Here is a 13057-nt window from a genome sequence, read left to right as displayed (position 1 = left end):
GCGCCACCCTCGCCATCGCCGCCGGGCTCTGCCTCGCCCTCGGCCTGATCGCCTGGGGCCTCGGCCTGCCGCTCCTCGGCGTCGCGCTGGTGCTGGTGCTCGCGCCTGCCGCCGCCTGCGGCCTGACGACCCTCGCCAAGCGCCAGATCGGCGGCCAGACCGGCGACGTCGTCGGCGCCTGCCAGCAGGTCGCGGAGATCGCCGCGCTGATCGGTCTGCTCGCGGCGACGCCGGTGTGAGGCCGCGGACGGGCGGCGTTTTTCCGTTCGTCCGCGACCGCTTTCGACGAACTCAGCGCATGCGCTTGCCGGACTTCTTCCGCTGCGGCGCCGCGCGCTTGCTCGGCCGGCCGTTGCCCTCCGAGGCGGCCTCCTTGTCGAGCCCGTCGCCGGGGCTGTTCAGCTGGGCGTAGCGGATCGTGCCGGCCTGGCCCGAGGCGTCGGCGGCTTGGCCGGCGATCACGCCAGCGCCGGTCAGAGCGACCGCGAGGGCCGCGACCTGTATAGACTTCATCATTGCCATGCGCCTTCTTGCAGAGAACCCGATTGTTTGCGGTCACGGGGCCGTGACCACGGCATGAGGGTCGGTGTGTCCAGCTCTTCGCGGAGCAAATTCCCGACGAGAACTGGCCGATTCTTCGTGATGCCAACGGCGATCAAACCGCCGGTGGAGCCGCCGGTTCCGCTGGGGCCGCAGGCCGGGCCGTCGCGGACGTTTGGGCGGCCGGGCGATGCGGCCCGCTGCCAAGGCCGGAATCGCGACGCTCATGCTGCACCCGGTACGCATCCTGGCAAGTACCGGGATTATCCACGGCATCAACGCCGGGCCGGGCCATCTCGCCGGGGCCGGATGCGGCATCGGCAACCTCAGAGAAACCGTCGCCGGTCGCGGCCGCACGCCCCATCTCCCGCCCATGCCCGCCTTCGAAGACACCGCCGCCCACTTGCGCGCCTGCCGGATCTGCCGAGACGCGCCGCTCTACGGCGCCCCCCTGCCGCAGGAGCCGCGCCCCATCGTGCAGGGCTCGGGCACGGCGCGGCTCTGCATCGCGAGCCAGGCGCCGGGCAACCGGGCGCATCGTTCTGGCGTGCCGTTCATGGACCCGTCGGGCGTACGCCTGCGCGACTGGCTCGGCCTCGGCGAGCCGGATTTCTACGATGCCCGGCGCGTCGCCATCGTGCCGATGGGCTCGTGTTTCCCCGGCCTCGACGCCAAGGGCGGCGACCGGCCGCCACGGCGGGAATGCGCAGAGCGTTGGCGCAAGACGCTTTTTTCCGGGCTGCCGCGGCTGGAACTGATCCTGGTGATCGGCCAGTACGCGCAGGGCTGGCATCTCGGCCGCCTCGAGGGCGGGCTGACCGAGACCGTGCGGCGCTGGCGCGACATCCTGGCGGAACCGCGCACGCCGCGCATCCTGCCGCTGCCCCATCCCTCCTGGCGCAACAACGGCTGGCTCAAGCGCGAGCCCTGGTTCGAGACCGAGCTGCTGCCGGTGCTCAAGGCCGAGGTGGCGCGGGTGATGGAGGCCCCCGAGACACCGGCCAGGTCACGGCCGGCATTGACAGACTCGGCCTGCCGGTGATGGTGCCGCCACCTTCCAACCGGGACCGCCGATGCCGGAGCAGACCGACCCCCGCGACCGCCTGATCGTCGCCCTCGACCTCGCCGAGGTGGCGCAGGCCGAGGCGTTGGTCGCGCGCATCGGCGATGCCGCGACGTTCTACAAGATCGGCTACCGGCTCGGGTACAATGGCGGCCTCGCCTTCGCCGCGCGTCTGGCCCGGCGCGGCCTCAAGACGTTCCTGGATCTCAAGCTGCACGACATCGGCAACACCGTGGAGGAGGGCGTCCGCGCGCTCGGCGGTCTCGGCGCGACCTTCCTCACGGTTCATGCCTATCCGCAGACCATGCGCGCCGCCGTCCGCGGCGCCGCCGGCAGCGGCCTCAAGATCCTCGCCGTGACCGTGCTGACCTCCTACGACGAGGCCGATGCGCGCGAGGCCGGCTACGCCCTGCCGGTGGCCGATCTCGTGGCTTTACGCGCTCGGCAGGCGGCAGACGCGGGGATCGACGGCATCGTCTGCAGCGCGGTCGAGGCGGCTTCGGTGCGCTCCGTAATCGGCCCGGACCGGCTCATCGTGACGCCCGGCATCCGGCCGGCCGGGGCCGATCTCGGCGACCAGAAGCGGGTGATGACGCCGGGACAGGCGCGGGCGGCCGGCATCGACCACGTCGTGGTCGGACGTCCGATCACGGCCGCCGACGACCCGCGCGCCGTGGCGAAGGCGATCGTCGCCGAGATGGCGTGACAGAGGAGTCTTTTGGAATGGCGCGCGGCTACTGGATCGTTCGGGTCGATGTCCACGACCCCGAGGCCTACAAGGACTACGCGGCTGCGAACGGCGCCGCCTTCGAGGAGTTCGGCGGCCGTTTCCTGGTACGGGGCGGCCCGTTCGAGGCGGTGTCCGGCTCCTCGCGGGCGCGCAACGTCGTGATCGAGTTCGCGAGCTACGCCCAGGCGCTCGCCTGCTGGAATTCCAGGACCTACCAGGGCGCCCGCGCCAAGCAGCGCGGCGCGGAATCCGATATCGTCATCATCGAGGGCTATGACGGCCCGCAGCCCGCATCGGCGGGGCCGGCTCAGTAGCCCGAGAAGCGGCTGCGGCGGGCTTGGAGCACCTTGTTGCCGTCCGGCGTCGCCTGCGGAGGCGCTGCGGCGGGCTCCTGGACGGCCGGCGGCTTGAGCTTTCCGACCTGCTCGATCACGACGCCGGCATATTCCCCCCGGCGCCAGGCCAGCTTGACCGAGCAGACGAAGTCCCGGCCGAGTACCCTGAACCGGAACGTCTCGGGAAGGAGGCAGTTGCTGGGCACGCCGAGCTTGGCGCCCGACTTCGACACATCCTTGACCGTGCAGGGAATTTCGGTCCCGTCGTCGAGGCGGATCATGGCGATCCAGGTGGTGTCCCGACGTTCTTCCGCGCGTGTGATCATGGCGTTCGAACCGTTGCCGCGTTCCAGCGACTTTTCCATTCCGATCCTAGGATTGCGTAAACGTGAGATTGCATAGTGCACGTTGTGCGCAACGCCCGTGCCTGCCGTGCGATTTCATGCGACAAAATGTCGTGCCGCCGCCGCGGGATCGCGTGGCGCCCCGGCGCTGGGCAGCGGTAATTCGTGTATCGGGCAGAGGAGGTCGCCATCGGTGACGGACTTGCGTTGCGGCTCATCGCGCTCGTCATGGCCGGCCTTCTCGCGGGGCTCACGGCCATCTCACCTCTGTCGGCGCGCGCCCGTGTGACCGAGACGACCTACGCGGCGGCCGCCGAAGCGCTGGTCGAGCCCTATCTCCAGTCGGGCCTGTTCTCGGGCACGATCCTGGTGGCGAAGAACGGCAAGCCGGTGTTTCGCCGGGCCTACGGTCTGGCCAACCGCGAATGGAGCGTCGCGAACACCCTCGACACGCATTTTCGCATCGGCTCGCTCACCAAGTCCTTCACCGCGGCCGCGATCCTGAAACTCGCTGAAGCCGGCAAGCTCGGCCTCGACGACCGCATCCGCCAGTTCGTCCCCGGCGCGCCGGCCTCCTGGGACCGTGTGACCCTGCGGCACCTGCTCGGCCACACCTCGGGCATCATCAACTATACGGCGCTGCCCGACTATTATGCGAAGCTCTCGCGGCTGGAGCGCACGCCCCAGGAGATCGTGGCGCTCGTCGAGGCCGAGCCGCTGCTGTTCGAGCCGGGCACGCGGATGGAGTACAGCAACACCGGCTACGTGCTGCTCGGGATGGCGATCGAGGCGGCCTCGGGCCAGCCCTATGCAGGTTACCTGCGGGAAGCGATCCTCACGCCTCTGGGGCTGAAGGAGACCGGCTACGACGAGGCGAGTGCCGTGCTGCCGCGGCGTGCCTCCGGCTACCGCTTCGGCCAGGCGCAGTGGCGCAATGCGCCGCCGATGGCTTCCAGCATCGCCTATGCCGCCGGCGGGCTGTATTCGACCGTCGACGACCTGCTCGCCTGGAGCCGCGCCCTGTTCGGCGGGAGGGTCGTCTCCACCACCTCGCTCGCCGCGACGGTCGACGACGGCGGCCGAGGCTACGGGCTCGGCTGGTATGTCGGCCGGGCGCATGAGCGACGACTGTGGTCGCATGGCGGCGCCGTCTCAGGCTTCCTGTCGATGATCGATCACTATCCCGACGATGGGCTCGACGTGATCGTGCTCGCGAACAACGAGAACGCCCCGGTCCAGAAGATTTCGCGCGAGCTGTCCGCGCTCTGGTTCGGCGTGCTGGATCCGCCGGACTCGATCGTGCTGGAGGACATCATCCTCGACCGCTACGCCGGGACCTACCAGCTCGGCCCGCGCCACTTCCTGACGCTCACACGCGAGCACGGCCGGCTCCTCTCGAAAGGGACGGCGGGGCCCCCGATCCTCTTCCTGCCCGAGAGCGACCGCACCTTCGTCTCGCCTGCGATCGATGCGCGCATCACGATCGACACCGAGCCGGACGGGCGTCCCAACGGCCTCGTCTATCATCAGGCCGGCCGCGACCGCATCGCGCCGCGGACCACCCCGGAGGAGGCTGTCCGCATCCTCGCGGAGCCGCGCCCGCTCCGCCGCGAGGTCTCCATCGACCGCGCCCGCCTGCGCCGGCTGACCGGCCGCTACGACCTCGGCCCGAGCTTCATCGTGAGCGTGACCCTGGAGAACGGGCGTCTCTACGCCCAGGCGACCGGCCAACCGCGCAACGAGCTGTTTCCGGAGGGCGAGCGCGCGTTCTTCCTCAAGAGCGTGGACGCGCAGCTCAGCTTCGATCTCGACGGCAACGGGCGCGCCACGGGGCTCGTGCTGCATCAGAACGGGCTCGACACGCCCGGTCCCCGCATCGAAGGCGATCTGGCCTCGACGAAGAAGCCGGCCCGGCCACAGGCCCGCTGACGGACGAACCGGATCGCCGGGTGTCGCCATCGTTCCAAAACGGGACTACAACGGCGTGCCGCGAGCGGCACCCGGGCGGACGAAGCCTTGCGAAAAACGCGTTATCGCAGAACGGCTTGCCGTAGGCTGCGACAGGTTGGCCTAAAGTCCACCTTGATTTGACGCACCGGCTGGCCTTGTCTCCCGCCGAATGCTGCCGAAGAGCATCATGGAGGAACACCGATGAACAAGCCGGAATTTTTGGCTGACGCCAGGACCAAGTCGCCCTTCTCGGCGCGCTACGAGAACTTCATCGGCGGTCAGTGGGTCGCCCCCGTCGCCGGACGCTACTTCGAGAATACTTCGCCGATCACCGGCAAGGTGATCTGCGAGATCGCCCGCTCCGACGCACAGGACGTCGACAAGGCGCTCGACGCCGCGCACGCCGCCAAGGACTCCTGGGGCCGCACCGCCCCGGCCCAGCGCGCCCGCATCCTCAACCTGATCGCCGACCGGATGGAGGAGAACCTCGATCTGATCGCGCTGGCCGAGACCTGGGACAACGGCAAGCCGATCCGCGAGACCGTCAACGCCGACATCCCATTGGCCATCGACCATTGGCGCTACTTCGCCGGGTGTCTGCGCGCCCAGGAAGGCTCGATTTCCGAGATCGACCACGACACGGTCGCCTACCATTTCCACGAGCCGCTCGGCGTCGTCGGCCAGATCATCCCGTGGAACTTCCCGATCCTGATGGCGGTGTGGAAGCTCGCCCCGGCGATCGCCGCCGGCAACTGTGTCGTGATCAAGCCCGCCGAGCAGACCCCGGCCTCGCTCCTCGTCGTCATGGAGCTGATCGCCGACATCCTGCCGCCGGGCGTCATCAACGTCGTCAATGGCTTTGGTCTGGAATGCGGCAAGCCGCTGGCCTCTTCGCCGCGCATCGCCAAGATCGCCTTCACCGGTGAGACGACCACCGGTCGCCTCATCATGCAGTACGCCTCGCAGAACCTGATCCCGGTGACGCTCGAGCTCGGCGGCAAGTCGCCGAACATCTTCTTCGCAGACGTCGCGAACGAGGACGACGACTTCTTCGACAAGGCGCTCGAAGGCTTCACGATGTTCGCCCTCAACCAGGGCGAAGTCTGTACCTGCCCGAGCCGCGCGCTCGTGCACGAGTCGATCTACGACCGCTTCATCGAGCGCGCCATCAAGCGCGTCGAGGCGATCACCCAGGGCTCGCCGCTCGATCCGACGACCATGATCGGCGCGCAGGCCTCTTCGGAGCAGCTCGAGAAGATCCTCAGCTACGTCGACATCGGCAAGCAAGAAGGCGCCGAGTGCCTCACCGGCGGTGCCCGCGGCAACCGTGACGGCGAGTTGGCCGACGGCTTCTACATGCAGCCGACGGTGTTCAAGGGCCACAACAAGATGCGGATCTTCCAAGAGGAGATCTTCGGGCCCGTGCTCTCGGTCGCGACCTTCAAGGACGACGCCGACGCTCTCGCGATCGCCAACGACACCCTCTACGGCCTCGGCGCCGGCGTCTGGACCCGCGACGGGACCCGCGCCTACCGCTTCGGCCGCGAGATCCAGGCCGGCCGCGTCTGGACCAACTGCTACCACGCCTACCCGGCCCACGCGGCCTTCGGCGGCTACAAGCAGTCCGGCATCGGCCGCGAGACCCACAAGATGATGCTCGACCATTACCAGCAGACGAAGAACATGCTGGTCAGCTACTCCGCGAAGAAGCTCGGCTTCTTCTAAGAGGCGTTTCCTCCCGACACGTTCAGACCCCGGCCGAGAGGCTGGGGTTTTTTGTTTGAGCGCCGGTCCCTCTCCCCTCTGCGGGAGAGGGTGGCCCTCGCGTCAGCGAGGGTCGGGAGAGGGGAGCGACAGGTCCGGACGTGGCGCGCCCCTCTCCCGACCCGCTTCGCGCGCCACCCTCCCCGCAAAGGGGGGAGGGGTCGGCACAGTCATGGAATTCCGCGCCAAGAACCTCACATAACATCGGAAGACATACGGGAGATCACGCCATGACCGAGACGGTCGCGACCGCCGCCGAGACCATCGAGCCCGTCACTGCCGAGCAGGCCGACAACGCCGGCGCACCGCTGCGTGTCACGGCGACGCCGGCCGCGCTCGAACTCATCGAAGAGCTCAAAGCCGATTACGGGCCGGTGATGTTCCATCAGTCCGGCGGCTGTTGCGATGGCTCGTCGCCGATGTGCTATCCCGTCGGCGACTTCATCACCGGCGACGGCGACGTGCATCTCGGCCAAGTCGGCGGGGCCGACTTCTTCATTTCGCGCTCGCAGTTCGGGGTCTGGCAGCACACGCACATCATGCTCGACGTGGTGCCGGGCCGCGGCGGCATGTTTTCCCTCGAGAACGGCCGCGAGAAGCGCTTCCACATCCGCTCGCGCCTGTTCAGCCAAGCCGAGAACGACGCGCTCGCCGGCACCTGCCTCATCTGACCCTCAGCCCGGAGGCGTCGTCGCCTTCTCCGCGTCGGCGCGCGGCGCGGCACCGTCCGAGCCGCGCTCGGGCACGGCACTGTCGGGATAGCGCTTGCGGTACTCCGTGAGAAACGCACCGAGCGTTTCGGCCGAGGTGGCGCGGCGCGCGGCTTCGCGGAAGGCCGACGTGCGGGGCGCATCGTTTCGGGTCAGCAGCGCGAAGGTGCGCGCGTCCGGGCTCTCCGCCATCGGGGCGGAGAATTTCGCCTTCAGACGCTCCAGCCCGAGGCCCTCTCCGGCCAGCCCGTAGGCGATGCCGGCACGGATGACATCTCCGCGGGCCGCCTCGTCGAGCGGCTTTCGGCCGCGCCAGACCTCGCCGAGCAGGGCTTCGTGCGCCTCGCCGGCCTCGCGCCACCGCCGCGCTCCCCAGAGGATGTCGGCGCGCAAGCGCTCTGCGTCGGCACCGCTTTCGCCCTCGATCGTCTCCAGGGCGAGGTCTGTGCGGGTGAGATCGGAGAGCGCACGGGCGCGCAGGAGCGCTCTCGCACGGCGCAGGTCGTCTCCGAGCGCCGGCAGATGTGTCTCCTCCAGAACCTTGAGTGCGTCGAGCGGCTTACCCTCCATCAGCCGGATCGTCGCGAGGCGCGCGGCCACGCTGGCGCGGGCCGGCCCGGTCAGGCGATGCGCGACCTGATGTTCCAGAAGATCGTCAGCGGATTCGAGCAGATCGAGGGCCACGAGCCGGTCAGCCAAACGCCGCACGATCTCGTCGGCGCGCCGTCCGGCGGGCGCGAAATCCTTGAAGTCGAAATAGAGCGCCAGCGCCTCGACCCCACCGATGGTCGATGCGCGCTCGCCCAGATACAGATCCTCGAACAGGGCCTGTGCGGATTCGTGCATGGCGCGCGAGGCCGGAGCGTCCGGCGCCAGGATGTTGGCGCGCCTGGCCGTCACGAAGACCTGCCGCCAGCGCCCGGCTTCGATGTTGAGCCGGCCGAGTGCGGCGAGCGTTTCGCTCTCGATGGCGCCGCCATGCCAAGTCAGCAGCAGCGTTTCCAGCCGGTCGATCGCATCCTTGAGGGCGAGCTTGTGCAGCGTCTGTGCAAGCATGACGGCTCGCAAGGTCGCCGCGGCGGCAACGGGACGTTCGGCTTTGGCCGCGAGCGTTTCATAGGCGTCGAGGGCGGCTGCGACGCCGCCCTTGGCCTCGTCGATGCGGGCGTGCATCAAAGAGACCCGGTCGCGGGTGAGGGCGTTGGCACCTTGTGAAGCGGCCCGGCTGGCACGTAGTGCGCCGTCCCAATCGCCGAGCTCGACCGAGGCTTCCGAGGCGGAGGCGTAGAAGGCGGCTGCCACATCTTCGGGATAGCGATCCAGCACCGATTGGCTCGCGTTCAGGCTTGCATCCGCCGCGCCCCAGCGCCCCTGCCTGGCGGCGATATAGCCACGCCAGAGCCGCGCCTCGGGATTGCGGGCGAACCGCTCGGCAGCGAGCAGTTTTTCGGCTTCGTCGTAGCGACCGATGCGGGCCGTCATGATGCCGCGCATCAGCGCCGGCTGCACCTCGCCGTCGAGAACCGGATCGTCGGCCGACGCGACGGCCAGAACGCCCAGGGCCTCAATGTCGAGACCATTGGCCATGAGAGCCTTGGCGAGGGCGAAGCGTGCGGCGCCGCGCCCCGAATGCGAAGCTGCCGCGGCCGCGGCGTATCGTTCACGCAGCATGGCGCCGACGTCGCCGCGCCGCTCCACCGTCCAGATTTCGCGGTCGATGGCGAGGTCGCCGGCTTCGGCGACCGGTGGCTCGGCTGCACGCGCGACGCCCGAGACGGCGACGCCGCCCTCGCGCTCTATCGCGACGCCGTCGAGGTCGGGGCGCACGGCGAGGTCGTCGGCGTATGCCAGTACCGCGAGGCCGACACGGCTCGGCAGCAGCTCGAAATCGACGAAGCGCTGAGGTTTCGACACGCCGGCGCGCCGCACGCCGCCCGCCGTAACCACGGCGACCCGCTCGCCGTCGAGGTCGAGCCAGGTCGCGGAGCCCGGATCCGGCAAGCCGACGCCGATCCCGACGCGGCCCTGGCCACCGGGAATGCGCTTCGCCAGCAGGCTCTCGCTCGGCGCGGCCCCGTCGCCGGCCACGAGTTCCCAGCCGCGCGGTTCGGTGATCGGCAGCAGATCGACGAGGCTGCCGGACGGAATGGCGAAACGCAGCATCGTCACGGGTCCGACCCGCTGCGCCGGGCCCAGCGGCACGAGGCCGCTGCCGCCCGGAGGCGGCGGCGTCACGGGATCCGTGGTCTCGAAGACGAGCGTCGCTATGCCGGCCCGTTCGAACAGGGCGGCCGGCACCATCTTCGCGAAGGGGAAGACCAGGCCGGAGCCGGCACGCCGCGGCGGCACCTCGGCGGCGCGGATTTCCGGCTTCGCCGGCTCGGCCGCCGGAGCCTTCGCAGGCGCGGTGGGCTCGACGGCTTTTGCTACGTCCGTATGGTCGTTCTTGGCGGCCGGATCGGCGGCCGGGTCGGCGGAAGGGGCGGCCTTAGCCACTGCCGGCGGCTTCGATAGGAAGTCGATGACGGCTTCCTCCGCGTCCCGGCCGGTCTCGACGGTGACGCCATCGGCGGGGATTGCGGTCAGGCGCGCGCCGGCACCGTCGTTCTCGATGCGGATGCTGCCGATCTCCGGCTTGAGGCGCCCTCGCGCCGCTCGGTCGTCGATCCGCCAAGCGCCTGCCAAGGTCAGGCGGGTGCCCTCGTCGGCATCGTCGAAGGTCGGCTGCGCGTCGTGGGGCAGCCTGAGGCTCACGCGGGTGCGGCCGGGCGCGTGCGATACGTCGATGATGACAGGCTTCGGTGCGGCTGCGGGCTTGCTGGCCCGCAATGCGGCTTCGGCCTCGCGAGCCCGTCGGGCGAGTTCGGCCACGATCTCGGGTGGCAGGGGCGGCGGCAGCCCGACCCAGGTGTCGGGCAAGAGGTCCACGAAGACCTGCTCGCCGGCTTCCTGCAGGTTGACGCGGTAGCCCCGCTGCAGAGCGAGGCGTAGAGCCGTGCCGTCGGGATCCCGCCGCACGACACTGACGAAATCGGGCATGCCCGCCGCGATCCGCTCCGATCCCGCTGCGACGGCTTCGCCGAAGTTAAGGGCTACCACGGTACCGGACACGCGCGCCTTGACTGCCACGGGCGTATCGAAGGTCAGGACGATGCGGCCGTAGCCGCCGGGCTGGCTCCCCTTGGCGGACACGAGGCGGGCAGCTTCTGCCGAGGCGTAGGGAAGACAGGCAGCGAGCAAGGCCGTCAGCGCGACGAGCCGCAGGGCAGGGCGCGTCATGCCGAGCCGCCTCTCGCCATCGGCTCGCCACCTCATCGCGTCCGTCCGAATTTCCGGCCGTCCCCGATGGAGACCGCCATACGCCACACTCGCCGATGAGTGTCGCCGAACGGGGTGAACGCGTGCTTAAACCTGCTGGCTCAGGGAATCCCGAGCACTCAGGGCGTTTTGGCGTCAGGCGCCTTGCGGGTGACGAGGCCGGGAATGGTCGTGCCGCTCTCGCCGAAATGCTCGAAGGCGCGCTTGCAGCTTCCGGCCGTGTCCTTCTTGTAGGCTTCGCTGTAGCCCAGCGACTCGACCATCAAAGGACCCTGTTCCAAATCCTTGATGTCGACGCCCATGGCGGCGATGACCTTCTTGAAGCGGTCGTAGTCCGGCTCTGCGTCCGGGCACCCGACGGCGACGAAGCGGATCATGCCGGCGACCTTCGCGGCCCCGTTGCGCTGGCGCTCGACGCGGGGATCGCCCTTGGCCTCGGGAGCTGGAACGGCCTGCGGCGGTGCGGCGGGGGCGGGCTCCGGCGTGCTCGGCGTCTCTGCCGCGAGCGGTCCGGCCTGCGCGACAGCGAGCGCCACCACGAGGCATGCGGCGGTCAGGGCATGCTTCATCATGTTCCTCCAGAACGGTTTTTTTCGCGCGAGCATGGCTGCGCGTTGCTTCTCCGTTGCGGGAGGAGGCCGCCGTGGTCAACCCAAAGCGGGTTGCCTGTTCTGCCCGATGGTCCCTGTCGCCGTCAGCCGCCGAAGGCGGCCGCCCGCGCGAAAGCGGCGGCAAAGCCCGCCAGCGGGATGCTGATCACCGTCGGCTCCTTCGCATCGGGCTTCATCGCCGAGACCGTCAGGGCCTGTGCGGTCTTCATGGTGTCGGTGGCGAGCGCCGGCAGGCTGATGGGCACGAGGCAGCCATCGGCGACGCAGAACGAGTAGGGCGCACCCTTGCCGAGCGTCCGGTCGTCGAGCTTGAACGTCACTCCGGACTCGATCTGGAGACCGAACGGCATCAGGATCAGACCCTCCGCACGGCCATCCTTCGGCGCGCGCAGTTCGACGCTGAACTGGCGCTTCCCGGTGCGGCGGTCGCCTTGGGACTGGATCACGACGCAATCGGTCTGCGTGCCTTCGCGATTGCAGTTCATGGTCCAGTCGCCATAGGCCTCGCTCACCGAGCGTGCGCCATTCGGCCACTGAACCTTCGCATCGGAGGGAGCGGGCTCCAGCAACGTGCCGTCGGTTGCGGGCATGGCCGTCACCGGCTTTTCGCCTTCGGCCGGCCTCGTCTCGACTGCCTTTGGCTCGATCGGCTTGACCTTAGGGGGCGTCGGTTTTTTCGGGCGGGGCTTCGGCTTAACGGTTTCTTCGGCGGCTGCCGACCCTTCCGACGCGGCCGGTACCTCGGGCTCCTGCGCCCATGCCGACGGCGCGAGATGGGCAGAGGCGGCGAGCGTCCCGATCGCGATCAGCAGAATCGCCTTGAGCGTGCGGGGGCGGATCGGAGTCATGGAACGACCTTCAGCGAAAGCGTTCGCGCCGCCTAGCGTCGCCCGGCGCCTGATGCAATCGTACCCGGATCGAAAGTTCGGCAACGGTGCAGGAATGACGCGCTGAGCTTGGAGTTATTCAAGACTGAGCTTGCGTAATGATCTCGGTGCCGAGCTGGGCTCACGCAGAGTGTTGCCGATGCTGCCGCTCGACGTCGTGCAAGCATCTTCGTCGTGCAAGCATTTTCCGCGAGCTCGCTGTATCGATGCGACGGAACAGATACGAGGCGACCGGCATGAGTGGCATCCACGTGTTTTCACCGAACGACGCGACCGGTACGCCTCATCCGCTCGCGCAGTATCGCGGCCGGGTGCTGCTCGTCGTGAACACGGCCTCGAAATGCGGATTCACATCGCAATACGAGGGGCTGGAGACCCTCTGGCGGCGTCATCGCGAGGCTGGATTCGTCGTACTCGCACTGCCCTGTAACCAGTTCGGTGCGCAGGAGCCCGGTGATGCCGCGGAGATCGCACGATTTTGCTCGCTGACCTATGATGTAACGTTCCCGGTTCTGGCGAAGATCGAGGTCAACGGGGCCGGGACCGATCCGCTCTTCGTGCAGCTCAAGCGCGAGCGACCCGGCTTGCTCGGATCGCAGGCGATCAAGTGGAATTTCACGAAATTCCTGGTCGGGCGCGACGGGCGTGTGATCGCGCGATTCGCGCCCAAGACGAAGCCGGCCGAACTGGAACGAGCGGTGACCGAGGCGCTGGCCGAGCCGGAGCCGGCCTGAACGATCGAAGCCGGTATGGCTGGCGACCGAAAACAACTTCTGTTAGAGTCATGTCTGTCTTGATTGCAATG

13 protein-coding genes are annotated in these 13057 nt (G+C 68.9%); 8 read left to right on the top strand and 5 right to left on the bottom strand.

All coding sequences use genetic code 11. The annotated features are described in order from the left end of the window. Positions 1-239: adenosylcobinamide-GDP ribazoletransferase (locus FV217_RS07330; protein ID WP_187272462.1), on the top strand; the 239-nt coding region annotated here is incomplete at its 5' end. Between the two features lie 52 nt (positions 240-291). On the opposite strand, the gene FV217_RS07325 is transcribed toward FV217_RS07330, so the two are convergent. Next, positions 292-522 carry a hypothetical protein gene (locus tag FV217_RS07325; RefSeq protein WP_147816496.1) on the bottom strand — a complete coding sequence of 77 codons (231 nt, stop codon included), beginning with the start codon at positions 520-522 and terminating at the stop codon, positions 292-294. A gap of 391 nt (positions 523-913) precedes the next feature. On the opposite strand from FV217_RS07325, the gene FV217_RS07320 reads away from it, so the two are divergent. The 3 genes from FV217_RS07320 to FV217_RS07310 are packed head-to-tail and all read left to right on the top strand — an operon-like array spanning position 914 to position 2647. Beyond that, the gene (locus tag FV217_RS07320) at positions 914-1582 is read left to right on the top strand and encodes a uracil-DNA glycosylase family protein (RefSeq protein WP_147816506.1); all 669 of its coding nucleotides are present in this window, start codon (positions 914-916) and stop codon (positions 1580-1582) included. Between the two features lie 31 nt (positions 1583-1613). After that, the gene (gene pyrF, locus FV217_RS07315) at positions 1614-2309 is read left to right on the top strand and encodes an orotidine-5'-phosphate decarboxylase (RefSeq protein WP_147816494.1); all 696 of its coding nucleotides are present in this window, start codon (positions 1614-1616) and stop codon (positions 2307-2309) included. Positions 2310-2326: 17 nt separating this feature from the next. Continuing rightward, positions 2327-2647, top strand: coding sequence for a DUF1330 domain-containing protein (locus tag FV217_RS07310; RefSeq protein WP_147816492.1), 321 nt, complete (start codon positions 2327-2329; stop codon positions 2645-2647). Here FV217_RS07310 and FV217_RS07305 read toward each other — a convergent pair. Next, a complete protein-coding gene (locus FV217_RS07305) occupies positions 2641-3033 on the bottom strand; it encodes a PilZ domain-containing protein (RefSeq protein ID WP_147816490.1) in 393 nt (130 codons plus the stop codon). The genes FV217_RS07310 and FV217_RS07305 overlap by 7 nt on opposite strands. 144 nt (positions 3034-3177) lie before the next feature. Between FV217_RS07305 and FV217_RS07300 the strand changes: the two genes are divergently transcribed. The 3 genes from FV217_RS07300 to FV217_RS07285 all read left to right on the top strand — a co-directional run bounded on the left by FV217_RS07300 (position 3178) and on the right by FV217_RS07285 (position 7397). Then, the gene (locus FV217_RS07300; protein ID WP_238232767.1) at positions 3178-4941 is read left to right on the top strand and encodes a serine hydrolase; all 1764 of its coding nucleotides are present in this window, start codon (positions 3178-3180) and stop codon (positions 4939-4941) included. Positions 4942-5163: 222 nt separating this feature from the next. Then, the gene (adh, locus tag FV217_RS07295) at positions 5164-6687 is read left to right on the top strand and encodes an aldehyde dehydrogenase (protein ID WP_147816488.1); all 1524 of its coding nucleotides are present in this window, start codon (positions 5164-5166) and stop codon (positions 6685-6687) included. Between the two features lie 269 nt (positions 6688-6956). Beyond that, positions 6957-7397: a DUF779 domain-containing protein gene (locus tag FV217_RS07285; protein WP_147816484.1), complete on the top strand. Its 441-nt coding sequence runs from the start codon at positions 6957-6959 to the stop codon at positions 7395-7397. Positions 7398-7400: 3 nt separating this feature from the next. Here the strand turns inward: FV217_RS07285 and FV217_RS07280 are convergent, their stop codons facing one another. The 3 genes from FV217_RS07280 to FV217_RS07270 form a co-directional block, all read right to left on the bottom strand. Next, positions 7401-10715 carry a hypothetical protein gene (locus tag FV217_RS07280; protein WP_246682730.1) on the bottom strand — a complete coding sequence of 1105 codons (3315 nt, stop codon included), beginning with the start codon at positions 10713-10715 and terminating at the stop codon, positions 7401-7403. A 158-nt stretch (positions 10716-10873) separates the two neighbouring features. Further along, the gene (locus FV217_RS07275) at positions 10874-11323 is read right to left on the bottom strand and encodes a hypothetical protein (RefSeq protein ID WP_147816500.1); all 450 of its coding nucleotides are present in this window, start codon (positions 11321-11323) and stop codon (positions 10874-10876) included. Positions 11324-11448: 125 nt separating this feature from the next. Then, positions 11449-12213: an invasion associated locus B family protein gene (locus FV217_RS07270; RefSeq protein WP_147816482.1), complete on the bottom strand. Its 765-nt coding sequence runs from the start codon at positions 12211-12213 to the stop codon at positions 11449-11451. Positions 12214-12488: 275 nt separating this feature from the next. On the opposite strand from FV217_RS07270, the gene FV217_RS07265 reads away from it, so the two are divergent. After that, a complete protein-coding gene (locus FV217_RS07265) occupies positions 12489-12986 on the top strand; it encodes a glutathione peroxidase (RefSeq protein ID WP_147816480.1) in 498 nt (165 codons plus the stop codon). The last annotated feature ends 71 nt before the right edge of the window (positions 12987-13057 follow it).

The sequence above is a fragment of the Methylobacterium sp. WL9 genome (assembly GCF_008040035.1).
GTDB classification, from domain to species: Bacteria; Pseudomonadota; Alphaproteobacteria; order Rhizobiales; family Beijerinckiaceae; genus Methylobacterium; species Methylobacterium thuringiense.
Note: the sequence above shows the minus strand (reverse complement) of the source record. Positions and strands in the feature narration are given on the sequence as shown.